Origin of the sequence: Lentzea sokolovensis, assembly GCF_033949975.1 — a bacterium.
Taxonomy (GTDB): Bacteria; Actinomycetota; Actinomycetes; order Mycobacteriales; family Pseudonocardiaceae; genus Lentzea; species Lentzea sokolovensis.
In genome coordinates, this window is the sequence record NZ_JAXAVU010000001.1 from 365680 (window position 1) to 390152 (window position 24473).

Annotated in this window: 20 protein-coding genes; 11 read left to right on the forward strand and 9 right to left on the reverse strand. The window is 69.5% G+C overall.

What is annotated here, in order from left to right; genetic code table 11:
* The first annotated feature begins 19 nt into the window (after positions 1–19).
* The 4 genes from SK854_RS01710 to ctaD all read left to right on the forward strand — a co-directional run bounded on the left by SK854_RS01710 (position 20) and on the right by ctaD (position 7887).
* Positions 20–799 carry a slipin family protein gene (locus SK854_RS01710; RefSeq protein ID WP_093588540.1) on the forward strand — a complete coding sequence of 260 codons (780 nt, stop codon included), beginning with the start codon at positions 20–22 and terminating at the stop codon, positions 797–799.
* Positions 800–866: 67 nt separating this feature from the next.
* Positions 867–4763, forward strand: coding sequence for an AAA family ATPase (locus SK854_RS01715; protein ID WP_319973154.1), 3897 nt, complete (start codon positions 867–869; stop codon positions 4761–4763).
* A complete protein-coding gene (locus SK854_RS01720; RefSeq protein ID WP_319973155.1) occupies positions 4763–6088 on the forward strand; it encodes an esterase/lipase family protein in 1326 nt (441 codons plus the stop codon). Before SK854_RS01715 ends, SK854_RS01720 begins: the two co-directional genes overlap by 1 nt.
* A 38-nt stretch (positions 6089–6126) precedes the next feature.
* Entirely contained in the window at positions 6127–7887 is a 1761-nt protein-coding gene (gene ctaD / locus SK854_RS01725; RefSeq protein ID WP_319973156.1) for an aa3-type cytochrome oxidase subunit I, read from the forward strand.
* Here the strand turns inward: ctaD and SK854_RS01730 are convergent.
* Both SK854_RS01730 and SK854_RS01735 read right to left on the reverse strand, forming a co-directional pair.
* Positions 7884–8696: an SCO6745 family protein gene (locus tag SK854_RS01730; protein WP_319973157.1), complete on the reverse strand. Its 813-nt coding sequence runs from the start codon at positions 8694–8696 to the stop codon at positions 7884–7886. The two genes, ctaD and SK854_RS01730, sit on opposite strands and share 4 nt — an antisense overlap.
* A gap of 80 nt (positions 8697–8776) precedes the next feature.
* Positions 8777–9037, reverse strand: coding sequence for a hypothetical protein (locus SK854_RS01735; RefSeq protein WP_319973158.1), 261 nt, complete (start codon positions 9035–9037; stop codon positions 8777–8779).
* Between the two features lie 152 nt (positions 9038–9189).
* Between SK854_RS01735 and SK854_RS01740 the strand changes: the two genes are divergently transcribed.
* Entirely contained in the window at positions 9190–9726 is a 537-nt protein-coding gene (locus SK854_RS01740) for a DUF4240 domain-containing protein (protein ID WP_319973159.1), read from the forward strand.
* An 8-nt stretch (positions 9727–9734) separates the two neighbouring features.
* A complete protein-coding gene (locus SK854_RS01745) occupies positions 9735–12176 on the forward strand; it encodes a hypothetical protein (RefSeq protein ID WP_319973160.1) in 2442 nt (813 codons plus the stop codon).
* On the opposite strand, the gene SK854_RS01750 is transcribed toward SK854_RS01745, so the two are convergent.
* From SK854_RS01750 to SK854_RS01760, 3 genes are read right to left on the reverse strand one after another with little or no spacing between them, the layout of a single operon-like run.
* Positions 12104–12481, reverse strand: coding sequence for a hypothetical protein (locus SK854_RS01750; RefSeq protein WP_319973161.1), 378 nt, complete (start codon positions 12479–12481; stop codon positions 12104–12106). The genes SK854_RS01745 and SK854_RS01750 overlap by 73 nt on opposite strands.
* Positions 12481–14409: a vWA domain-containing protein gene (locus SK854_RS01755; protein ID WP_319973162.1), complete on the reverse strand. Its 1929-nt coding sequence runs from the start codon at positions 14407–14409 to the stop codon at positions 12481–12483. Before SK854_RS01755 ends, SK854_RS01750 begins: the two co-directional genes overlap by 1 nt.
* On the reverse strand, positions 14406–15797 hold the full coding sequence (locus SK854_RS01760; RefSeq protein ID WP_319973163.1) for a sigma 54-interacting transcriptional regulator: 1392 nt from the start codon (positions 15795–15797) through the stop codon (positions 14406–14408). Before SK854_RS01760 ends, SK854_RS01755 begins: the two co-directional genes overlap by 4 nt.
* A 155-nt stretch (positions 15798–15952) precedes the next feature.
* Between SK854_RS01760 and SK854_RS01765 the strand changes: the two genes are divergently transcribed.
* Together SK854_RS01765 and SK854_RS01770 are read left to right on the forward strand one after the other, a co-directional pair.
* Positions 15953–16378 (forward strand): YcxB family protein, encoded by a 426-nt coding sequence (locus tag SK854_RS01765; RefSeq protein WP_319973164.1) that lies wholly within the window; start codon positions 15953–15955, stop codon positions 16376–16378.
* Between the two features lie 60 nt (positions 16379–16438).
* A complete protein-coding gene (locus tag SK854_RS01770) occupies positions 16439–17236 on the forward strand; it encodes a hypothetical protein (RefSeq protein WP_319973165.1) in 798 nt (265 codons plus the stop codon).
* Positions 17237–17238: 2 nt separating this feature from the next.
* Here the strand turns inward: SK854_RS01770 and SK854_RS01775 are convergent, their stop codons facing one another.
* Complete coding sequence (locus SK854_RS01775; RefSeq protein WP_319973166.1) at positions 17239–18150, reverse strand: catechol 2,3-dioxygenase; 912 nt, start codon at positions 18148–18150, stop codon at positions 17239–17241.
* A 2-nt stretch (positions 18151–18152) separates the two neighbouring features.
* Positions 18153–18491 (reverse strand): 2Fe-2S iron-sulfur cluster-binding protein, encoded by a 339-nt coding sequence (locus SK854_RS01780; protein WP_319973167.1) that lies wholly within the window; start codon positions 18489–18491, stop codon positions 18153–18155.
* A gap of 133 nt (positions 18492–18624) precedes the next feature.
* Between SK854_RS01780 and SK854_RS01785 the strand changes: the two genes are divergently transcribed.
* Positions 18625–19494: an alpha/beta fold hydrolase gene (locus tag SK854_RS01785; RefSeq protein WP_319973168.1), complete on the forward strand. Its 870-nt coding sequence runs from the start codon at positions 18625–18627 to the stop codon at positions 19492–19494.
* Here the strand turns inward: SK854_RS01785 and SK854_RS01790 are convergent.
* The gene (locus SK854_RS01790) at positions 19454–20164 is read right to left on the reverse strand and encodes a FadR/GntR family transcriptional regulator (protein ID WP_319973169.1); all 711 of its coding nucleotides are present in this window, start codon (positions 20162–20164) and stop codon (positions 19454–19456) included. The two genes, SK854_RS01785 and SK854_RS01790, sit on opposite strands and share 41 nt — an antisense overlap.
* A gap of 148 nt (positions 20165–20312) precedes the next feature.
* On the opposite strand from SK854_RS01790, the gene SK854_RS01795 reads away from it, so the two are divergent.
* The gene (locus SK854_RS01795) at positions 20313–22115 is read left to right on the forward strand and encodes a vWA domain-containing protein (RefSeq protein ID WP_319973170.1); all 1803 of its coding nucleotides are present in this window, start codon (positions 20313–20315) and stop codon (positions 22113–22115) included.
* Positions 22112–23437, forward strand: coding sequence for an extracellular solute-binding protein (locus SK854_RS01800; RefSeq protein ID WP_319973171.1), 1326 nt, complete (start codon positions 22112–22114; stop codon positions 23435–23437). The genes SK854_RS01795 and SK854_RS01800 overlap by 4 nt, the downstream gene beginning before the upstream one ends.
* Here the strand turns inward: SK854_RS01800 and SK854_RS01805 are convergent.
* Positions 23434–24459, reverse strand: a complete 1026-nt coding sequence (locus SK854_RS01805) for a ferrochelatase (RefSeq protein WP_319973172.1) — start codon at positions 24457–24459, stop codon at positions 23434–23436. The two genes, SK854_RS01800 and SK854_RS01805, sit on opposite strands and share 4 nt — an antisense overlap.
* Positions 24460–24473: the final 14 nt, after the last annotated feature.

A 24473-nucleotide genomic window follows, 5' to 3' on the forward strand; every position in this document is an offset into this window, starting at 1 on the left:
TGAAAGGCGGGGTCTCATGATCTTCTTCGAAATCCTCGGTGGTCTCGTCGTGCTCGGAGGCCTCGGCCTCGCGATGAGCGCGAGGGTGATCAAACAGTTCGAACAGGGACTGGTGTTCCGGTTCGGCAAGCTCCGCGAGGGCGTGCGCGGGCCGGGGCTGACGATGCTGGTTCCCGGGGTCGACCAACTCAGGAAGGTCAACCTCCAGATCGTCACCCTGCCCGTGCCGGCCCAGGACGGCATCACGCGCGACAACGTCACCGTGCGCGTGGATGCCGTCATCTACTTCAAGGTGCAGGACGCGGCGAAGGCCATCATCAACATCGAGGACTACCGGTTCGCGATGCAGCAGGTCGCGCAGGCCTCGCTCAGGTCGATCATCGGCAAGAGCGAGCTCGACGACCTGCTGTCCAACCGCGAGCGCCTCAACCAGGGCCTGGAGCTGATGATCGACACGCCCGCGCTGGAGTGGGGCATCGACATCGACCGCGTCGAGATCAAGGACGTGGCGCTGCCGGAGAGCATGAAGCGCTCGATGTCGCGGCAGGCCGAGGCCGAACGGGAGCGCCGCGCCCGGATCATCACCGCGGACGGTGAGCTGCAGGCGTCGAAGAAGCTCTCCGAGGCCGCCGGGACCATGGAGGCGACGCCCGGCGCGCTTCAGCTGCGGTTGCTGCAGACCATTGTGGAGGTGGCGGCGGAGAAGAACTCGACGCTGGTGCTGCCGTTCCCGGTGGAGCTCCTGAGGTTCCTGGAGAAGAACACGAACCTCGAGTTGCCGAAGGATTCGCCGGAGTAGTCCGTGTGAGTTAACCGGCGTAACACCTTCTGCCGCACGACGACGTGTGGACAGGGGGTAGTGAGGCATGCAGGAGAGGGTCAGAGGAAGGTTCGTCGGCATCGGCGTCGGCTCCTACGAGCTGGTGCAGCCGCTGCAGCACGCCGTGAGCGACGTGCGGGAGCTGCGCGCCCTGCTCAAGGGTTACGAGGGCGAACCGCTGGCCGACCCGACCGAGGCCGACATCCGCGCGCACATGAAGGCGCTGCGCACCACGCCGCAGGACGGCGGCGCGCTGGTGGCGCTGTGGAGCGGGCACGCCATCCCCGTCGCCGGCAACCTCAGGCTCCTGGCCAGGGACAACGACGGCGCGGTCGACGGCGTCATGCTGCACGAGTTCGCGCTGTGGTGCGCCGCGTCGGGCGCGCACCAGGTGCTCATCATCATCGACGCCTGCTACTCGGGCGCCCAGCTCGACGAGGCCGTCCGCACGGTCGCGGCAGTGCAGGAGGAGCTGCTGGCCGGTCAGGTGCACTGGGCGGGCGTGCTGGTGTCGTGTTCGAGCGTCGAAACGGCCCGTGACGGCCTGTTCGGCGGCAAGCTCCGCAAGCTGCTGCGTGCCGGTCCCACGGCCGATGAGGACGCACGGCGGTGGAGCGACCGCATCGCGTTGATCGACGGCGGCGCGGTCGGTACGGCGCTGCTGAACGCGTGGGACAGCGACATCCAACGGCCGCGCTTCATGCAGTACGGGTCCGCACAGCCGATGCTGCCGAACCCTCTCTACGCCGCGAACACGGTCGTGAAGCACCTTCTGCTCGCGGCCCGCGGTGGTGACTCCACGACCAACCGGTCGTGGTTCACCGGCCGCACCGCCCAGGTCGACAAGGTCGTGAGCTGGGTGAAGTCCGGGGTGGCCGGCCTGCGGGTGGTCACCGGGTCGCCGGGCACGGGCAAGTCCGCGGTCGTCGGCCGAGTTGTCAGCCTGTCCAACTCGGCCGAGCGCGACCTCCTGCTCACCACCGGGCCGTCGTTCCGGCACGCCGACCCCGGTCCCGAGTCGGTCGACGCGGCCGTGCACGCCCGCGCGATGGACGCCGACCGCGTCGCCGACCTGCTCAGCCGTCAACTCGTCGCCGCGGGCCTGATCCCCGCGCCCGACGGCCCGCGCCGGGGCGCCGCCGAACTGGTGGGCGTGGTCAGCGCGTTGAGCACACCTCCGGTGCTGGTGGTCGACGGCCTGGACGAGGCGCGCGGCGAGTCGTTCTCGATCGCCACCTCGCTGCTGACCAAGCTCGCGGCCTACGCCGTCGTGATCGTCTCGACGCGGCAGGCGCAGCGGGTCGCGGGTGGCGCTCCCCTGCTGACCGAGCTGTCGCCGGTCGAGGTGCTCGACCTCGACGAGGCGGGCAGCGAGACCGACGTGCGCGACTACGTCCTGGCACGCCTGGGATCCGGCGCACCGCAGTCCACTGTGGATGAACTGGCGAAGCTGCCGTTCCTGACCGCGTGGATGATCACCGACCAGGTGCTGGCCGACGGCGGTGGCGACCTCCGGTTCTCGCTGGAGGCCGCGTTCGACCGTGAACTCGCGAAGGTGTCCTCAGCCCGTGCGCTGCTGACCGCGTTGACGTGGAGCTACGGCGCGGGGTTCCCCGAGGCCGAGTGGATGGCGGTCGCGCAGGCGTTGTCCGGCGAGCAGTTCACCCGTGACGACATCACCGCCGTGCTCACCGAACTGGGCCGTCACGTCGTGCAGGACGGCGAGGAGGGCACAGCGGTCTTCAAGCTGACGCACCAGACGTTCGCGGACCACCTGCGGCCGCAGTTCGCGCCGAGCCGGGACGTGGTGTTCGCACCAGGCGCGGAGAAGGTGGCCTGTGCGCTCATCGAGCTCTATCGCCAGCGCATGGAGGCCGGCGTACCGCCGAACGTGCCGGGATATCTGTGGAAGTACGCGTGGCGGCACTGCGGGCACGCCGGAACGCGGGCGTTGGACGGGCTGCGGGATCTCGCGGGGATGAACCGGATGTTGTTGCCGGACATCGCACTCGCGGCGACGACGGCGGCGAACGAGCTGATGCACTGGGGTCGTGGCGACGAGGCCATCGCGCCTCTCGAAGAAGCCGCCGAGCACTTCCGCGCCTTGGTTCCCACGCTGCGGATGTACTTGGCGGACCTGGCTTTCGTGCTGAACAAGCTCGGCCGGCGGTTCCGTGACGCCGGACGCCTCCAGCAGGCCGTGGCGCCCGCCGAAGAGGCCGCCGTGCGCTACCGCGAGCTGGTGGCGTCGACACCGACGACAGCGGAAAGCCTTACGCACAAACGGCTCGCGCAACGCATCGCGAAGACGACGACGCACGGCGGTGACAACCCGACGTACGCGGCGCACCTCAGTGGCGCTTTGGTAGACCTGAGCGAGATCTACGCGATGCTCGGCCGTCGGCGGGAGGCCCTGTCCACGGCTCGTGACGCTGTCGCGGCCGTCGAAACCGATGCACCGCTTGCGCGCGCGGTGACGTGTCTTGCCGCCCGGTGCAGCGATTCCGGCCTGCGCTATGAGGCCATGCAACGGTCGAAGCAGGCCGTCGAGCTGTACTACTCGCTCGCGCAGACGAACCCGGTGTTCCTCGCGGACCTGGTCAGCGCGTTGGTGGAACTGAGCCGCGACTACCTGGCCCTGGGCAGGCTGTCCGACTCCGACAGCATGACCCGGCAGGCCGCGGAGATCAGCGGCACGCTCGGCCGGCACGCGGCGTTCCGTCCCCAGCTCGCGGACGCGGCGCTGAGCCTGAGCGTCGCGTACAGCATGGTCGACCGCACGGAGGCGGCCCTCAACGCCGCCCGGCAGGCCGCCGACCTCGCCGACGGCTCGCGGATCCACGCCCAGGCGCTGCACAACCTGATGCGCCGCCAGCGGGACGCGGACAAGCCCAGGGAGGCGCTGGCCACCGGGCTGCGGACCGTCGAGGTCTGCCTGCTGCCGGAGAACACCGACCGGCTCTCGACGCTGGCCGCCGCGTTGTTCACGCTCGACACGCTCTGCGCGGGGCTCAAGCAGCCCGAGATCGTCGAGGAGACCTGGGAACGGGTGACCGCGCGGTTCAACGGCCCGCACCTCGCCACGCTGCTGATGCTGCGGGCGGCCGCGACGAGAGCCGGTGATCCGGCGGCGGCGAAGTGGCTGTGCCAGGCGCTCACGCACGTCGGTCAGTCACGGCAGGCGATGCACGACGTGCACGACATCGCGCGCCGCCACTACGACTCCGGCCCGTGGCCGTGGGATTCCACACCGGACTGGCTGACGGTCGACCGGGCGTTGCTGAGGACCGCCCGCTCGTGGGTGTTCGCGCGGTCGTACGCCGAGGAGCGCGCGCTCCTGGTCGCACACCCCGAGTTGTTGTCCACGGACGCGGACGTCGCCGTCACGGAGGCGTTGTACGGAACGAGCCTGATCGAGGCGCAGGTCATCCAGTCGCGCCGCGCGACCGCGCAGCAGCAGGGCGTCGCACTCGCCTACCGGCCGTGGCTGCTCGCGAGTCTCGCGGACGAGTTCATGGACGCAACGCCCACGCGCCGTCGCGAACTCCTCGCCACACGGCGGGAGGAGTTGCTGGACAAGGAAGTGCTGAAGAACGTCCGCGACAACCGGCCCGTGCACGCGTTGCTGCTGCTGGCCGACGAGGACGCCGATGTGCTCGACCTCGTGCTGGACGCCGTGGAAGACCCCACACGCGTGACCGAGATTCTGCGCGGGCTCGCCGCCGGTGCGTCACCGCAGGCGTTGACCCAGGCCGTGACGGCGTTGGAACCGCACGCGTTGGCAGCGCTGTACAAGGCGGTCGCGCGCGCTCGGGCCGGTGACGAACGCCTGGCGTTGCCCGCGGCGGACCAGCGTCTGGTCTGGATTCACGAGCTGACCTACCTGGTGCCCGCGAACCTCGCGTTGCTCTCCCTCATCCGCAAGCTCGCCGAGGAGACCTGATGACCGATCTGGTGGTGGTTCTGCCCGGCATTCTCGGCAGCACGCTGCGCAACGCCGACGGCATGGTCTGGGAGGTGTCCGGCAAGGCCGCGTTGCGCGCGGTGCTGACGCTCGGCCGCAGCCTGGGGCGGTTGAAGCTGCCCGCCGGCATCGGCGACGAGCACCCTCAGGACGGCGTCGAGCCCGTGGCGTTGATGTCGGACCTGCACGTCATCCCGGGCATCTGGACGCCGTTGAAGGGCTACGACCGGGTGACGCGCAGGATGAACTCGCTCGGCTACAGCGTCGAGAAGGGCACCCTGCTGCTGTTCGCCTACGACTGGCGGCTGTCGAACCGCTACAACGGCGCGTTGCTCGCCCGGCGGGTGGACGAGGCGCTGGACCGGATCGGGCCGGACGCCAAGGTCAGCTTCGTGTGCCACTCGATGGGCGGGCTGGTGGCGCGGTGGTGCATCGAGCAGTGCGGGATGGCCGAGCGGACCGCGAAGCTGATCACGATGGGCACGCCCTATCGCGGGGCCGCCAGCGCGTTGGACCAGCTGGTCAACGGCGTGCGCAAGGGGCTCGGGCCGTTGGCGATCGACCTGACGGAGTTCGCGCGGTCGATGCCGTCGCTGCACCAGTTGCTGCCTGAGTACGCGTGCATCGAGTCGCCGGGTGGCCTGCTCAAGACCACTGAGACCTCGTTGCCCGAGCTCGACACGAAGATGGTCACGGACGCGATGGCGTTCCACGGCTCGTTGACCGACTCGTTCGCTGATCAGACGTACGCGATCCTCGGCGGTAAGCAGCCGACGGCCACCACCGCTCGCATCGCCGACGGCAAGGTCACCTGCTTCCGGACGTACGAGGGTGAGGACCTGTACGGAGACGCGACCGTGCCCATGGTCGGCGGCGCACGGCGTGGGCTGGCGTTGTCGTCGAACACGCTGCACCGCGTGACGGAGCAGCACACGTCGTTGCAGGACAACGCCGCCGTGCTGGACGCGGTGGAGTCGTACCTGACCGCGAAGGCCGTCGTGCCGCGCAACGTGACGGCGACCGAGCCTCAGCTCACCGTGCCCGACCTCGTGCTGACCGGGGAGGACCTGGAGGTCACCGTCGAGCTGAAGGACACGGCCGCGCGGGCGGTGAAGGTGGCGCTGCTGAACGAGCAGGGCAAACAGGTCGAATCGCGCAGTCCGGCCATCTCCGAGAGGATGACGATCAAATTCGGTGAATTGGCCCCCGGCGCCTACTACGTGCAGGTCAGCGGCATTTCGGTAGGCGCTCCGGTGGTCCCGGTGACCAGTGCGGTGCTCGTCATGGATTGCCCCTCGGTCTGACCGGGAGGACGATTCACGTCTGGCACGGAGGAGGCGCGATGACCACGATCAAGCCCACGCCTGTGGTGCCCCACCCCGGGGCGGCGCGTGCACGGCCGAAGGGTTCGTACTTCCTCTCGCTGTTCAAGACCACAGATCCCAAGCAGATCGGGATCATGTACCTGACCACGTCGTTCGCGTTCTTCATGATCGGCGGCGTGATGGCGCTGCTGATGCGCGGCGAGCTGGGGCGGCCAGGCCTGCAGTTCCTGTCGAACGAGCAGTACAACCAGCTGTTCACCATGCACGGCACGATCATGCTGCTGCTGTACGCGACGCCGATCCTGTTCGGGTTCGCGAACTACGTCCTGCCGCTGCAGATCGGCTCGCCGGACGTCGCGTTCCCGCGCCTGAACGCCTTCTCGTACTGGCTGTACCTGTTCGGCGCCATCATCACCGTCTCGGGGTTCCTGACGCCCGGTGGTGCGGCGGACTTCGGCTGGTTCGCCTACACGCCGCTGTCCTCGGCCGTGCACTCGCCGGGCATCGGCGCGGACCTGTGGATCATGGGTCTGGCCATCTCCGGTCTGGGCACGATCCTCGGCGCGGTCAACATGACGACCACCGTGGTGTGCCTGCGGGCGCCGGGCATGACGATGTTCCGGATGCCGGTGTTCACCTGGAACATCCTGGTCACGTCCGTGCTGATCCTGCTGGCGTTCCCGATCCTGACCGCGGCCCTGATGGGTCTCGCGGCGGACCGGCACCTCGGGGCGCACGTGTTCGACCCGGCCAACGGTGGCGTGATCCTGTGGCAGCACCTGTTCTGGTTCTTCGGTCATCCCGAGGTGTACATCGTCGCGTTGCCGTTCTTCGGGATCGTGACGGAGATCTTCCCGGTGTTCAGCCGCAAACCGTTGTTCGGCTACAAGGGCCTGGTGTTCGCGACCCTGGCGATCGCGATGCTGTCCGTGGCCGTGTGGGCGCACCACATGTACGCCACGGGTGCCGTGCTGCTGCCGTTCTTCGCGCTGATGACGTTCCTGATCGCGGTGCCGACGGGCATCAAGTTCTTCAACTGGATCGGCACGATGTGGCGGGGCCAGCTGACGTTCGAGACGCCGATGCTGTTCTCGGTCGGCTTCCTCGTGACGTTCCTGTTCGGCGGTCTCACCGGCGTGCTGCTCGCGTCGCCGCCGGTGGACTTCCACGTGTCCGACACGTACTTCGTGGTGGCGCACTTCCACTACGTGCTGTTCGGCACGATCGTGTTCGCCACGTACGCCGGCATCTACTTCTGGTTCCCGAAGATGACCGGGCGGATGCTCAACGAGCCGTTGGGCAAGCTGCACTTCTGGACGACGTTCATCGGGTTCCACGGCACGTTCCTCGTGCAGCACTGGCTGGGCAACGAAGGCATGCCGCGCCGCTACGCCGACTACCTCCCGTCCGACGGCTTCACGACGCTGAACACGATCTCCACGATCAGCTCGTTCCTGCTCGGCGCGTCCGTGCTTCCGTTCGTGTGGAACGTCTTCCGCTCCTACCGCTACGGCGACCCGGCCCCGCAGGACGACCCGTGGGGCTACGGCAACTCGCTGGAGTGGGCCACGACGTCTCCCCCGCCGCGGCACAACTTCAAGGAGCTGCCGCGGATCCGCTCGGAGCGTCCGGCGTTCGAGCTGCACTACCCGCACATGGTCGAACGGATGCGGGACGAGGCGCACTTCTCGCTGACCCATCCCGGCAAACACCGGGCAGGCAAGGACGAGGCCACCGAGAAGGCGCTCGCGTCCACCGACCGCGACGGGACCGACTAGCGGCGGCCGGGGATCATCCCGGCGTCGACCACGGCCTTGCTCAGCGGCGCGGCGAGCTCGACGAACCGCTGCTTCTCCTGGTCCGACAGGACGTCGTAGGCCGGCGCGGCCATGCGGTCCGTGTCGTCCTCGATGCCGTCCCGCAGCTCGCGCCCCTTGTCGGTGAGGAGTTGGTCCTCGCCGACGAGCCCGCGCTTCTGCAGGTCATCCACCGTCGCCGCCCACTGCTCCTCGGACCACGCCCGCGTCTTGCGCAACACGTCGGCCGGGTAGTCGCCCGTCGCGACGTGCAACACCAACGCCTCGATGCCGGTGATGTTGTGCCGCAGAAGGGCCGCGAGATGCCCGTCGCCGCGGAACTCGCGCAACAACGTCTGGGCGTGGAACAGCTGCAGACGGGGCTCGTCCGGCCACGGCAAGCGCGCGTACGCGGCGAACAACGTGCGGCCGCTCAGCATCTCCTTCGACCGCTCGGCAGCGCGCTTCGCCAGCTCGGTGATCTCCTTCAGGTCGTCCGGCAGGGCCTTCGCGAGCGCCTCGTCCGCCGCCTCCCACCGCAGTTCGAGCAGGCGCTCCGGCGTGACCTTCTCCCACGCCTGGGGAATGCGCGCCCGCACGATCTCGGGGTTGAAGTTGTAGAAGGTCGCGATCACGACCTCGGCCCCGACCGGTCCCAGCGCCGCTGCCCGTGACGCGAAGTACCCGCCGGGCCGGTCGAGCCCGACGCTCGCGTACCGGGACTCCGCCTCGGGGGCGAAGTAGATCATTCCGTGCACGGCCTCGAGCGAACGAAACAGGTTCCTGATCATGTGTCTCAACCTAGAACGTTCCGGCTCGTAAGTCAGCCGCCGGTGCGGCGGGCGCCCGCCGCACCGGCCTAGGCCGTCTGTCAGAAGTTGGCCCAGAGGAAGTACTGGTTGCTGTCCGCCTCCAGGAGACAACCGGTCGGCCTGCCGGTGCCGGCCCGGTAGTCCACCGCGTCCCTCTGGCAGGTCGTGAGGCCATCGTCGTTGCCCGGATACGGACCCGCCACGACCCGCCACGCCAGGACACCCACGTCTTCGCTGGGAGCGGCGGATGCCGTCGCCCCCAATGCCCCGAGCGCCGCGACTGCAACAACGACAGCGGACACCACGTTTGCGAGCTTCAAGTTTCCCCCAGGGAATCGACACCTTGTTGTTCGGCATGAAACCTATGACAGAAACCATCCGCGCGATCACATACGGTTACACAGTTGCACGGCTGGTTTGCGCGACCCGTCGGGCAACGAAATTGTCAGACCCCTCTGCCAAGCTTCCCGACGTGGATCAGAACACCTTCTGGAAGCTCATCGCCGACGCCCGCGCGAGCGTCTCCGACCCGTCGGACGGCGAAGCGGTGGCCGACGCCGCCTCCGCCCTGCTGGCCGCCAGGCCGCCCGCGGAGATCGTGGCGACGCAACAGATCCTGTGGGACCTGCTGGCCATGTCGTACCAGAACCCGCTGTGGGCGGCGGCCTACCTGATCAACGGCGGCTGCTCGGACGACGGCTTCGACTACTTCCGCGGCTGGCTCCTCACCCAGGGCGAGGAAACCTACAGCGCCGTCGTGGCATCCCCCGATTCGCTGGCGTCCTTACCGGCGGTCGTGGAGGCCGCCGAGTCCGGCATGGAGTTCGAGTGCGAGTCGGCCCTGTCGATCGCCTGGAACGCCCACATCAAGGCCACCGGCATGCAGTTGCCGCAGGACGCGTTCCGGATCCGCTACCCCGATCTCGACCCGGACTGGGACTTCGACTTCGACGACAGCGCCGAACTGGCCGTCCGCTTACCCCGCCTGGCCGCGCTGTACGAGGTCTGACATGGGGCGTGACCGGCCTGCCTTCATCGGCGCTGCCGATCTGCGACACTGCCAGTTCTTCGCGGCAGGACGAGCCGTCCGACGCCGAAACCGACCAAGGTGCCCCTGAACCCTTGAAGATCACGAACTCGTTCATCACCGGCCCGGCCATCCAAATCGGATCGGTCGGTGGCGACGTCACCATCGCGTTGAACCGCCGTGACTACCAGGTCCAATGGCTTCGCCCGACGACGACGCCGTCCTACCTTCCCCAGCGCCACCGGACGCCGAGCCGCCTGCTGGACACCAGAAGAGAGGTGGTTCCCTACCTCCGGCGTCCGGCCGAAGAACGTCGCCTGCTCGACTGGCTGGTGTCCGAGCCGCCAGCCTCGGTCCTCCTGCTGCACGGTGCCGGAGGTCGCGGCAAGACTCGGCTCGCCAACGCGTTCGCCACCCACTCCCACACCTCGGGCTGGCGAGTGGCACACGCACTGAACCGCCTGACGGACAAACATTCGATGCTGCCGGACGCGCCCGCTGCAGCAACGCCGAGCGCCGACGTGCTGGTCGTTGTCGACTATGCGGAACGCTGGCCGATCGACCTCATGCTGACACTGATCACCGATCTCGCCCGCGAGCACTCGGCGGTCAAGCTGCGCGTGCTGCTGCTGGCACGCTCCATCCAGGACCTGTGGCAGCCTTTGTGCGATCATCTGGACCCGACGCCGATCGAGTTGCCCGAACCGATCCCGCTGCTCGACCTCACCGCCACGCCCGAAGATCGTGTGAGCGCGTTCGCCGCGGCGGCACAGGCGTTTCACACCGCTTTGGGACTCGGTGACGCCTGCACGACCGCACCACCAGAGGACCTGGCGCACGACGACTACGCCTCGCCCCTGATTCTCCACATGGCCGCGCTGGCCGCAGTCTGCGCTGAGCGGAGCGATGAGGAAGTCGCTCGTCGCGATGAACTGTCCGGTTACCTCCTCGCTCACGAACGCCGCCTGTGGCCCCCACATCCGAAGGCGGCCGACACGGTGTTCCTGGCGACGCTGTTCGGCCCTGTCGCCGGGGAGGACAACGCACTGAGTCTGTTCGAGATCGCCGGTCTCACCTCCAGCGCCACAGCCGGCCGCGAGCTGCTGATGTGGCACGACCGGGTCTATCCGTCCGTTCGCGGGCTCCCTCCCCTGCTACCTGACAGGTTCGGTGAGGACTATGTCGCGGAGCACCTGAAAGCACATCCGCGCGCGGCTGAACTCGTGCGGCGCGTGGCTCAGAGCGGGGACGTCGCACCGGGGGTCTTGCGGAACCCGGCCGCAGTCCTCAGCGCGGCCGCGGAACGTCACCCGCACGTCCGCGAAGTGATCTGGGAGCTCGTGCCCGAATGCCCAGCGCTGTACCTCACACCGAACGCGGAACTGGTCCGACTGGCGACCGCGCACGCGCCGTTCCTCATCAGAGCACTGCTCGTCGATTTCCTGCCGCATCCTTCGATCGGGATGCGCGCGCTCGGCCTGGAGCTCAACCGCAGCCTGGCTCGGGATCTCACCGACGACCTGCCTGCGACCACTCGTGTGGCCGTCCTCATGAACTTGGCGAGCCGCATCGCCGAAATCGGCGACAACCCGGACATGGTGTGGACGCTGATGCACCAATGCGCAGCGATCACTCTGGACCCATCGCAGGCGTCGCCCGAGTTCGCGAACACCGCCGCGCACGTGATGATGAACCTCAGCGTCCACTTCGCAAGAGCCGACGACTGGCCGAACGCGGTGATGCTTGCTGAGAAGGCGGTCCAGGTCGCTCGCGGTGCGGGCGGGGACAACGAGGCCGATCGCGACATCTGTCTTGTGGCCGCGCTCAACAACCTGTCCAGTCACCTGCGTCAAGCAGACCGTGATGACGAGTCCGACGCGGCGGCCGCCGAAGCACTCGAGGTAGCTGAACACGCGACAGGGGCCAGCATCCACGTACCCGGCCTGGCCGGAGTGATGACCAAGCTGGCCGGCAGATTCGCGGGAGACCAGAACATGGACGACGCGGTCCGAGCCATGTGGGTGGCCGCGCGCACCTACCTCGGACTGGCCCGCACATCACCTGATTTCTACACCGTGGAAGCCTCGGCGAGCATGAACAAGCTCGCGGGTTACCAGCTCCTGGCAGGTCAGCTGGATCAGGCGAGCACAAGCATTGGGGTCGCGGTCACCATCGTTCGCAACGCGCTGGAAAGAGGCATGACCACGCTGGACTCCGTTCTTCCGCTTCTGCTGTACAACGCCGCGATAGTCGAACATCGGTCTTCTACCGCAGTCAGAACAGCCCGTGCACGCGTGTTCGCGACAGAAGCGGCTGAGCGTTATCGAGCCGTGCTACCACGCTATCCCGGTCTAAGGGATCAGCTGACGAAAGTCCTCGCCTTCCTACGCGAAATCGACCCGGCGGAGACGAGCACGCCGAACGCCACGTGATCCAGCCACTGCGGAATCCTCGGCAGTGCACGGATCCGCGCGTTGTGACGCCCGATGACCTCCAGGTCGAGGGCGGCGATCACCAACCCGGCCACCGCCCCACCGACCACACCGCGCACCCGAAGCCGTGTCAGCACGAACGCCCAGAACGCGGACACGGCAACGTGCACCACGACGCCCGAACGAACCCCACCGCCGACCAACGCCCCGGCGGCTCTGGTGGCGCGCAACAGGTCGTCACCCGCCATCAGTGCGTGCACGGTCGACGGCACGCCACTCAGCACGACAGCAAGGAGGAATCGCATCAACGACGCCGGCGCCGAGACCTCAGGTAGTCGCTGACCACGGCGGCCCCGAGTCCTTCCTCGTCCGCCGACACCACACGCCCACCGCCTCGCCGGGCCACGATGTCGACGAACGCGGCCAGCCTGGGGTCGTCGCCCAGCTTGAACACCGAGATCGTCGCGCCGAGCCGAGCCAGCGCGTCGACCTCGTTCAACGTCTTGGCCAGCGTCCGGGGCAGCGGCGGGTAGTTGAACTCCGCATCCCCCTCGGGCTCCAGGTGCGCCGTGGGCTCACCATCGGTCACGACGAGCACCACGGGCTGTGCGTCAGGATGGCGACGCACGTGGCGCCCTGCCAGCAACAGGGCGTGGTGCAGGTTCGTGCCCTGCTCCCACACGCCTTCCAGCGCCGTCAGCTGGCCGATGTCCACGGCCTCGGCATAACGCCCGAAGGTCACCAGTTGCAGAGCGTCCGTCCGGAAACGGGTGCGCACGAGGTGATGCAGGGCGAGAGCCGTGCGTTTCATGGGCACCCAACGGCCGTCCTGCACCATCGACCAGGAGGTGTCCACGCACAGAGCGACAGCCGCACGGGTGCGGTGTTCGGTCTCGGACACTTCCAGGTCCACGACGTCGAGGGACATCGAGCCGGAGCGCAGCACGGAGTTGCGCAGGGTTCGTGGCACGTCCCAGGGTTCGGTGTCGCCGAACTGCCAGGGTCTGGTCGAGCCGATCAGTTCGCCCGCGGCGCCGGCCGAGGTGGTCTCGCGTGAGCCCTGCGACGAGCGCAGCTGGTCCACGACGCCGCGCAGGGCCGTTTCGCCCAGGCGCCGCAACGCTTTGGGCGTCAGGCGCAACGAGCCGTCCGGGGCGCGTTCCACGATGTTCTGCTGGCGCAGCGCCTTTTCCAGCTCCGCCAGGCGACGGGCGTCGACCGAGGCCGACTCGCCGAGCTGGCGTTCCAGGGCTTCGAGGTCGATGTCCTCCAGGCGGGCGCCCGGATACGACTGCGAGAGCTGTTCGGCCAGGGCGTCGAGTTCGGCGAGGTCCGCCATGGCCTGCGCGCCCTCACCCAGGCCCAGCGGGTCCTGGCCGCGGAAGCGGGCGGACGACGTCCAGTCCTCGCCCGGGCGCAGGCGTTGCAGTAGCGAGTCCAGAGTGGACAGAGAAGAGCCGATACCGCCGAAAGCCTGCTGGGACAAAGCGGACAGCTCGGCTCGCTGGGCGTCGGTCATCGAGTTCATCATGCGTTGCGCGGCCGCCGAACGGGCGGCCAGCGCGTCGATGAGCTCGTCGACGTTGCGGGGCTTCTCAGGGAAGAACTCGCCGTGCTTGCGCATGAAGTCGTCGAACATGCGCGGCGTGTCCGGGGAACCGGAGGCGTGTGCCTCCAGCAACGAGTTGAGGTCGCTGAGCATCCGCTGGATGCGCTTGACGTCCTCGGCGTCCACGTTGGACATGGCTTCCTTCATGCCCTGGAAGCGCTGGTCCAGCAGTTCGCGGCCGAGCAGGCCGCGGATCTGCTCGAACGCCTCGCGGGCCTCCTCGGAACGCCAGTCGTAGGAGGAGAGCTCCTGGACGGCCGCGGCGGTGCCCGCCGGCAGGGCGTCGAGCTGGGCCTCGCGGAAGCGCGCGTCGTCGGACGGGTCCGGGAACAGCGCGCGGCGCTCGGCCTCGACCGCCTTGTCCAGCAGCTGCTTGACCTCGGTCAGCGTGCCGTCCAGGCGGTGCCGCCGCTGGATCGACGAGCGGCGCTGCCACAGGCGTGAGGTCATGTCGTCGAGGCCGCGGGTGCCGTCGACGCCGCGGCGCAGCAGTTCGCGCAGGGCGGACGCCGGTGAGGCGCCCTCCATGATCTCGCGGCCGAGTTCGTCCACGGCCGCGCGGAGGTCCACCGGGGGCGCCAGCGGATCGGCGCCGCCGCCCCAGCGTCCGTAGCGGTATCTCATCCGTACACCGATCGGTCGTCGTCGGAGGAGTCGTCCTTCGACAGGTGGCGGGTCAGGTACAGCGACTCCAGGGCCAGTTCGACGGCCGAGGCGATGCGGCCGACGGGGTCCTTCGGGCCCGCGCCCATGCGGGCCGCCACCTCGTGCAGGATCGGCAGCTCCGGCAACGCCGCCAGCAGGTCACCGGCGTGCACGCGGTCGCCGGTCGCGACGGGGTGGCCGTCCGAGACGACCTCGGCCAGCGCCCGCAGGTTCAGACCGGCCAGGCGGGCGCGGGCGGTGTCGGCGATCGAGCGGCGCAGCAGGTGGACCAGGACCTCGTCCTCACGGCCCTCCTCCCCCGCCTCGAACTCGAGCTTGCCGCGCAGCACGTCCGGCACCGACGCGAGGTCGACCGGACGGGCGATGGCCGGGGTCTCGCCGATCAGCGCGGACCGGCGCAGCGCCGACGCCGCGACGGTCTCCGCCGCCGCGACCGCGAACCGGGCGGAGACGCCGGAGCGCTGGTCGATCGACGACGACTCGCGCAGGTTCCGGACGAACCGGGCGATGATCTCCAGCAGGTGGTCGCCCACCTCGGCGACGAGATCGGCCTCCTGGCGGACCAGGTCGACCTCGGCGTCGATCTCCAACGGGTAGTGCGTGCGCACCTCGGCGCCGAAGCGGTCCTTCAACGGCGTGATGATGCGGCCGCGGTTCGTGTAGTCCTCGGGGTTCGCGGTCGCCACGAGCAGCACGTCCAGCGGCAGCCGCAGCGTGTAGCCGCGGACCTGGATGTCGCGCTCCTCCATGACGTTGAGCAGCGAGACCTGGATGCGTTCCGCCAGGTCGGGCAGCTCGTTGATGGCGATGATGCCGCGGTGGGCGCGCGGGAGCATGCCGTAGTGGATCGTCTCCGGGTCGCCGAGCGAACGGCCTTCGGCGACCTTCACGGGGTCGACGTCGCCGACCAGGTCGCCGACGGACGTGTCGGGCGTCGCGAGCTTCTCCGCGTAGCGCTCGTCGCGGTGCCGCCACACCACCGGCAGGTCGTCGCCGAGCTCCGCGGCGCGCCTCTTCGACTCGGGAGTGATCGGGTCGAGCGGGTGTTCGCCCAGCTCGGAGCCCTCGATGACGGGCGTCCACTCGTCGAGCAACGACACGATGGTGCGCAGCAGGCGGGTCTTGCCCTGCCCGCGTTCGCCGAGCAGGACGACGTCGTGGCCGGCCAGCAGCGCGCGTTCCAGCTGCGGGAGCACCGTGCGGTCGAAACCGACGATGCCGGGCCACGGGTTGCGTCCTTCGCGCAGGGCCGCGAGGAGGTTCTCCCTGATCTCGGTCTTGACGCCGCGCGGCAAGTGCCCGGCGGCGCGCAGTTCGCCCGCCGTGCGGGCCAGGTTCTGGGTCACGCAGACGACGCTACGCACCGAATCGGGACCCGTCGATGTGGAGCAACTCCAGGCGCGGGCCGGGCTCGTGCGCCAGAATGCGGGGCGACATGAGTGACAGCGTTGATTTCAAATGGGCCCCTTCACCGGCGGACTGGCGGGCCAGCCTGCGCGCGATGGTGCCGATGTTCAGATGGGCGCCGTGGTTCGCGCTCGTGCTCGCGGTGGTCTCGCTGGTGCTGCTGTTCGGCTTCGACGACGCGCTCTTCGTGGCGCTCTTCGGGCTGGTGTGCGCGCTGGTCATCGGGTTCATGGAGCCGGTCGCGGTGTGGTGGCGCTTCTCGTCCGACGAGATGATCAGCCGGACCGTGGTGGGCAGCGCCGACGAGCAGTCGTTCCGGATGGCCGTGGGCAACGCCGTGCGCGAGGAGATCGTCTGGCAGGAGTTGCCCGGCTGGACCGAGACGCGGCAGGGCTTCGTGCTGGAGACCCTCGACGAGGGCGCGGCGTCGCTTTCCGTGCCGCACCGGGCTTTCGCGTCCGATGAGGACACCGCGTCGTTCCGCACGCTCCTCGAAAAGCACATCGGTCCGGCCAATTAGTCGTCTCGGATCGGGCACACCGGGTGGGGCTCGCGGGGCTGGGCCACGTAATCTCGTCGGGTGTCCTGTGCAAGTGCCACGCTGGTCGTGTGGACGTCGGGATGGCTGCACGGTCTAGCCGCCGCCGACGACGTCCTCGACGCCCTGCACATGTGGGCCGAGCAGCACGAGGTGGTGGCCGACGACGACGGCACCGCCACGGCGCTCGACCTCCCCGGTCCCGACGAGGCCCCCGTGGGGCCCGCCCTGCTGCTGGCCGCCCTGCGGCGCGCGGGCGCGACCTCGGCTCGGCTGGTGCTACCAGTACCGGGCGACGTGCGAGGCCTGGGCGGCAAGGGTCCGCTCTCGACGTGCGCGCTGCGGTCCGGTGAGGCCCTCGTGGTGCCGTCCGTGCACATCGGGCTCGTGCCGAAGATCGTGGCGGACGGCGTGATGCGCTGGACGGTGTTCGACCTGCCGTCGTCCAACGGTCTGGAGCACATCCCGATCGGCGAGGCCGAGCACGGCCTGGGCGCGGCGCTGCGCGAGGCGACGGCGGCCCTGGCGTCGCTCGACGTGGCCAAGCACCGCCCGAACGTGCGCAAGGAGATCACCGACCTGGCGGCGGAGAACTCGACGCTGCCCTGGCCGGACGCGATGCCGCCCCGCTCGCTGCGAGTGCTGCAACGGGCCGCCGAGGTGGCCGCGATCGTGTCCGTGGCGAGCTCCGACTCCCCCGGCGGCGCGATGTCGGCGTCGGCGATGACCGCGCGCACCGAGGCGCTGCGGCCCGTGTCGGAAGCCGTGCGCCGCGCACGGTGCGCGGCGGTCGACGAGGCCGTGCGCGTGCTGGCGGACAGCGGAGCCGGTCGGCACTGACGTCAGGTGACGACCTGGAGGAACTCCTGGTCGATCTCGCGGTGGGTGTAGTTGATGCCGCGCGCGGCCTGGTCCATCGTCCACGTGATGGGGCGGAAGTCCGGGCCGGTGCGGTAGCCGCCGGAGAAGACCTCGTTGCGGTTGCCGGACGGGTCGAAGAAGTAGATGGTGCCGCCGCGGGTGATGCCGTGGCGGGCGGGACCGAAGTCGATGGGCACGTCGTCCATCGACATGACGTCACCTGCCCGCAGCAACGCGCTCCAGTCGTCGATCTCGTAGGCGAAGTGGTGGAGCTTTCCGTTGGCGCCCTTGACGAACGCGATGTCGTGCGGCTGGTCACCGCAGGACATCCACGACCCGACGAGGTCCGAGTCCTCGTGGCTCGCGACCAGCCGTTCGGACGGCCGGAAGGCCAGCACGTCGGAGAAGAACCGCTCCAGCAGGGCCGGGTCCTCGGTGGTGATCAGGGCGTGGTTGATCCGGGGCACGCCGATGCCGCGCAGGTCGCGGGGCCACGGGTCCGGGTTGAGCTTGCCGACCCTCGTGCCCAGGTGGTCGACGTCGGAGTAGAGCTCCAGCACGTGCTCGGACGGCAGCGTGACGCGCAGTCCGTCACCCACGCCCACGTTGTCCCCCTTGGACATCCGCTCGCAGGTGGCGCCGAACGACCGCGCCTTCGACTCGATCGCGTCCAGCGTGCCGTCGGCGGTGACCTTGTAGCCGAACTTGACCAGCCCGACGCCGCCCTCCTCGAGCACGACCGAGTGGTGGTCGTCCTCGTCCCACGACTTGAGGTAGACCCTGCCGTCCTCCTCGTGGACGGCGTCCATGCCCAGCGTCTCCTGGTAGTGCTGCCGGGCCTGGGCCAGATCGGTGACACGGACGTGCACGTAGCCGAGTCTGATGACCGCCATGGTCACAGTCCTTCCTGCGGACGGGGATCGGGAGTGGGAGCGCTGGCCAGCACCGCGCGGAGCGGGTGCGCGCCGATGTCGAGCACGACGTCGGTGACCGGGACGGCACGGCACGGCAGGCACTGTCCCGCCGCCTGTTCCGCCGGGGTGAGCACGGACTCGGCCACAGGCAGCGGGTAGCGGATCCGCCCGGAGAGCAGCCGGGCGCGGCACGCTCCGCAGCCACCACGCCGGCATCGGTACGGGCTGCGCCAGCCGTGCCGGCGCAGCGCGTCGACCACGGACTCACCCGCCCGCGTCCGCACCTGGACGTCCTGGGGAACCACGGTGACGACAGGCATGACCGGCCCTTCCGGCAAAGTTTCCAAAACTTTCGCAATTTTTCGCGCTCGTCAGCAGCATAGGCGCACTCCGAAGGATAGTTCAAGATTGAACTAGCTAGATTGTTCCTGAAAGTTATGCAACTATCCGGCCATGCGTGAGACCAACCAGGAGATCGGCCGCAGCGTCGACGTCTGCGGCGTCGCGACGAACTACCACGACCTCGGAGGCGGGCCACCCGTGCTGCTGATCCACGGCTCCGGTCCCGGCGTCTCGGCCTGGGCGAACTGGCGCACGGTGCTGCCCCGGCTGTCCGAACGGCACCGGGTCCTCGCACCGGACGTCGTCGGCTTCGGCTACACGGCACGGCCGGCGCACCTCGCCTACAGCCCGCAGGTGTGGCTCGACCACCTGCTCGGGTTCCTGGACGCGCTGGACGTGCCGAAGGTGTCGGTGGTGGGCAACAGCTTCGGCGGCGCGCTGGCACTGCGCCTGGCGGACGTGGCTCCCGAACGGGTCGACCGGCTGGTGCTGATGGGCAGCGTCGGCGTGCCCTTCGAGCTCACGCCCGGACTCGACGCCGTGTGGGGGTTCGAGCCGTCGCTGGAAGCGATGCGCGATCTCCTGCGGGTGTTCACGTTCGACGGTTCCGCCGTGCGCGACGACCTCGCCCGCCTGCGGCTCGACGCGGCCACCCGTCCCGGTGTGCACGAGGCGTTCGCCAGCATGTTCCCCGAACCACGGCAAGACGGTGTGGACGCGCTCGCGCTGGCCGACGACGTCATCGCGGCGCTGCCGCACGAGACGTTGATCGTGCACGGGCGCGACGACCGCGTGATCCCGCTGGCCACCTCGCTGCGGCTGCTCGATCTGATCGACAGGGCTCAGCTGCACGTGTTCGCACGCTGCGGCCACTGGGTCCAGATCGAACAGGCGGCCCGGTTCACCGCGCTGCTGGAGGACTTCCTGGCCGAGAAGGACCTCAGCGGGAGTCGCGACCGGGTGAGCGCGACGGCTCGGTGAGCCGGACCAGGTCCGTGCGGTGGTCGGTGATCGCGACGGCCAGCAGCTCGCGGTCACCCGAGGTGATCGCCTTGACCAGCCGTGCGTGCACCTCGATGTTGTGGTCCAGCGCCTCGCCGGGGTCGGCCACCGCGAACTCGGCCCGCACCAGCGCACCCCGCAGCAGCGTGACGATCGACTCGTACATGCCCGCCAGCACCGGAACGCGGGCGGCGCGGGCGATCACGGAGTGCAGGCGCATGTTGGCTTCGAGGTAGAGCCGCGGGTCGTCGCGCCGGTCGCGCAGTTCCTCCAGCGCCCAGCCCAGGTCGCGGGCGTCCTCCGGGGTCGCCCGCTCGGCCGCCACCTCCGCGAAGCCGTCCTCCAGCAGGGAACGCGCCTCGAACAGGTCCACGGCGTCCACCAGCAGGCCGCGGAACCACAGGTCGATCACGCCCAGCCGGACCTGGGGCGGCGGCTGGGCGATGAACACTCCACCCTGGACACCGGGCTTCACGACGACGACTCCGCGCTCCCGCAGGATGCGCAGCGCCTCGTTCATCGCGTTGGCGCTGACGCCGTACCGCTCGATCAGCTCCGTGCGCAACGCGTAGCGCGCGCCGGAGTCCAGCCGCTGCTCGAGGATCTCCTTCTCCAGCTCGGCGGCGATCCGGTCGGGAACGGACGTCATGAGCGGCAGTTTTCCACAGTTCCCGGCCGGACTCGGGCCGGCACTGATCCAAACGAGTGGTTCTCCTCCGGCAACCCCGCCCTGGCGGGCAACTCCCCCAGAACTGTCGGTGCCCCGACATAGGGTGCCGAACGGGGAGGAACGCCGGATGGAGGACGTCGACCAGCGCCGGTCGAGCACAGCGCCCAGGTACGCGGGCGCCCTCATGCTCACCGCGGTAGCCGGGCACCTGCTCTCGGAGACGGCCACCGGGGCGCTCTCGACCTGGCAGTCGTGGGTGCTCTACGGCATCGGCGCCACGCTCCTCGTGCTGTCCGCGTCCGCGATCGACCGCCTGAACCAGTTGGTCAAACGGATCCGGTTGCGCTGGGTGGTGTTCACGGCCGTGCTGGTGGTCGCGGCGGGGCTGATCGCGCTCGCGGCACCGCCCCTGATCGCCTACGGCCGGGTGCTGCTGCTCGGCTGTCCACAACCGACCGAGGTGCGGGTCCTGACGTCGCAGGACGCGTTGCCCGCGATCGGGGAGGTGGCGCGGAGGTTCGAGCAGCACACGGCCGCGGAGAACCACGGGTGCCGCACCGCGCGGCTCTACGTGTTCGCGGCGCCGGGCAACCGGGGTGCGATCGCGCTGCGGTCCTCCTGGTCGTCGCCGGAACTGCGGGAGATCGGCCCGCACCCGGACGTGTGGCTGCCGGACTCGACCACGGAGACGAACGAGGTGGTGCGCCGCACCGGCGGCATCGGGTCGGCGGTGCGCATCACGCCGGGCGACTCGGTCGCGTTCTCGCCCGTCGTGCTCGCGGTGCCCACGCCGATCGCGCAGGACGTCGTCTCCGGCTCCCCGGAGACGTGGGGCGAACTGATGGCCAAGGTCGGCAAGAACGAGATCGCGATCGGCAGGCCGAACCCGCTGATGGCGATCGACGGCAGGCTCGCCACGGTGGCGTTGTACGAGTCGCTCGAACCGGCCGTCGTCGAGCGCAGGGTCACGGAGACCGACCGGCCGGCGCCGGGTGCCGCGATGATCACGACCGAGCAGGTCCTGTTGCGGCACAACAGGACGAGCTGTGCGCAGAAGCCGTGCCTGACCGCGCTGTACCCGTCGGACACCTACCGCGCCGACTACCCGCTGAACCTCGTCGAGTGGGACGCGCCGGACGTGTCCAACTTCGCCGCCCGCGCGCCGGCGAAGGCGTTCCAGGCGTGGCTCGGCACGCAGGAGGGCATGACGGCGCTCAACACCGCCGGGCTGCGTCCCGCCCGGCAGGCCGCGGGGGCCGAGTTCCGCGAGGAGCACGGGGTGCGCGCGGGCCTGGCGCTCGACCGCGCCGAGGCCGCACCCGGCGAGGAGACCCAGACCGCGTTCCTGAAGAAGTACGAGCAGGCCAAGAGGGACGGACGCGTCTGGCTCACGCTCGACGCCTCCGGGTCGATGGTCGAGCAGACGGCCACCGGTGAGAAGCGGTTCGACGTGGCGGTCGAAGGCGTCCGCAAAGCGCTCACGCAGATGGGTGCCGACGACACGTACGGCCTGTCCGTGTTCAACGACACCGAGGTCCGGCCGCTCATCCCCCTCGGCAGGCGGGACAAGGAAGCCACCACCGCCGCGCTGAACGCCGTGCGACCCACCGGAGGCACGCCGCTGCACCAGGCGATCCTCGACAGCCTCGACCGGGTCGGGGCGAACGACGCGGACCACGTCAGCGCGGTGATCGCGTTGACCGACGGCGAGGACACGACGAGTCCGCAGACCCGGCAGGACGTGGTGAACGCGGTGCGGCAGAAGGGGATCCGGGTGTTCGTGATCGCTGTCGGCGAGGCCAGCTGCGCGGCCCACGCGCTGACCGCGATCACGGACGCGTCCGGCGGTGAGTGCCGTGACTCGACCACGGACACGCTCGGCGACGACCTGGCGGCGTTGTTCCGCCGGGTGTGGGGAGGTGCCGGATGAGGTGGTTGCGGCGCACGTGGGCGGCTCTGCCGAGGCTGGGCCCGCCCGGCGTGGTGTGGGCGAACCGGTCGTGGCTCGCGATGGGCGTGGCCGTCGGCATCGTGCTGACGATCCTGTTCACCAGCGGGGTGCAACCGCTCTTCCGCGAGTCGACCGACTGGGAGAAGGGCAAGCTCGTCGTGCTCAGCGGCCGCGACCAGAGCGACGGCGGCCAGCGGCGCGCGTTGATCAACCAGTGGAACGCCGAGCACCCCGAACAGCCCGCGGAGATCATCGAGCTGCCCACGGAGGCGGACGGCCAGCGCAGCGAGATGGTCGCGCGGGCCAGGGAGAAGGCCGACAACGCGGACGTCTTCAACCTCGACGTCACCTGGACCGCCGAGTTCGCCCAGTCCGGCTACCTGCGCCCGCTGTCCACCGTGGACACCAGCGGCTTCCTGCGCCGTCCGCTGGAGAGCTGCCGCTACCAGGGCGTGCTGTGGGCGTTGCCGTTCAACACCGACGCGGGCCTGCTCTTCTACCGCAAGGACCTGGTCCAGGACGAACCTCTCGGCCTCGACGACATCGCCGACACGTCGACCCGAGCGCTGCGGGCCGCGCAGGACGCCCGCCTCACCGCCGGCTACGCGGGCCAGTTCCTCGACTACGAGGGCCTCACCGTGAACGCCCTGGAGCTGATCTGGGCGGAGAAGGGCGACGTCGTCGACGAGAGCGGCAAGGTCGTGATCGACTCCGAGCGCACCCGCCGCGCCCTGCGCTGGCTCGCCGACGGTCTCAAGGGCGAGAAACCCGTGGTGCTGCCCGAATCCCGCGCGCAGAACGAGCAGCTGACCACCCAGGCGTTCCGCGACGGCAAGGTCGTCTTCATGCGCAACTGGCCCGTGGCCCACCGCACCCTGCAGGGCAACCGCGGCGAGTCCGCGGGCCGTCCCGCCATCGACTTCGAGGTGGCGCAGCTGCCCGGCCCGAGCGTGCTGGGCGGCCAGAACCTCGCGATCTCCGCCAAGTCCACCAAACCCCGCGCCGCCCAGGCCCTCATCGAGTTCCTCACGGGCCCGCGCAGCCAGCAGCTCCTCTTCGAACGCGGAGGCCTCGCCGCCACCCGCGGCATCGTCTACCAGGACAGCCGGGTCGCCACCGAACACCCCTACGCCCGCACGCTGCTGAAGGCGATCGAGGACGCGCGATTGCGGCCGCTCACCCCGTACTACTCACGCTTCAGCGACGAGTTCCGCACGATCGTCCGCTACGCCCTCGACCACGACGGCGCTTTACCCGGCAACGCCGAGGAGGCGCTGACCGCGGCCCTGCAGGGTCGCTAGGCGCGGGCGGGCCTCTTCGCCGGTTCGCAGCACAACGGCGCGCACGGCGCACCGTTCACAGTGCAACCCGCCACCGCGAACGACGACAGCTTCCGCACGGGAGCGTCCGCCGTGTGCTCGGCGACGAGTTCCACCACGAGCTCGGCGAAGCGCGGGTCCGCGTTCGGCGTGGCGGCGCGGGCGAACTCCATGCCCAGCTCCGCGGCACGGTCGCGTGCCTCGGTGTCGAGGTCCCACACGACTTCGAGGTGGTCGGACACGAACCCGATCGGGCACACGACGACCCCGGTGACGCCCTTGGCGTGCAGGGCGTCGATGTGGTCGACGACGTCCGGTTCCAGCCACGGGATCTGCGGCGGGCCCGAACGCGACTGCCACACGACGTCGTACTCGGTGACGCCCAGCTCCGCCGCCACGAGCCGCGAGGCCTCGACGATCTGGCGCGAGTAGCGGTAGCCGCCCTCCGCGGGCGGCCCGGCGGCCTTGTCGGCGGACACCGGCACCGAGTGCGCGGTGAAGACCAGCCGGTACGGGCCGTTCAGGGACGCGGCGGCGGCGCGGATGCCGTCGGCGAAGGAGGAGATGAACAGCGGGTGGTCGAAGAACTGGCGCAGCTTCACGAGTTCGGGGCCGTCCGGCACGGCCTGCAGGGCGCGCACGATGTCCTCGTCGTACTGGCGGCACGCGGAGTAGCCGCCGTACGCGCTCGTCGGGAACACCAGCGCGCGCTTGATGCCGTCGGCCTTCATCTGCGCGACGACGTCCTCGACCATCGGGTGCCAGTTGCGGTTGCCGAAGTAGATCGGCAGCTCGAAACCGGTGGCCCGCACGGCCTCGATGGCTTCGAGGTTCAGGCGGTTGATCGGCGACACGCCGCCGAAGTGCTGGTAGTGGGCCTCGACCTCGTCCAGCCGCTCCGGCGGCACGCCACGTCCGCGAACCACGTTCTCCAGGAAGGGACGGACGTCCTCAGGACCTTCAGGGCCGCCGAAAGACAGCCAGAGCAGCGCGTCGAAACTCACCACTCCATCCAATC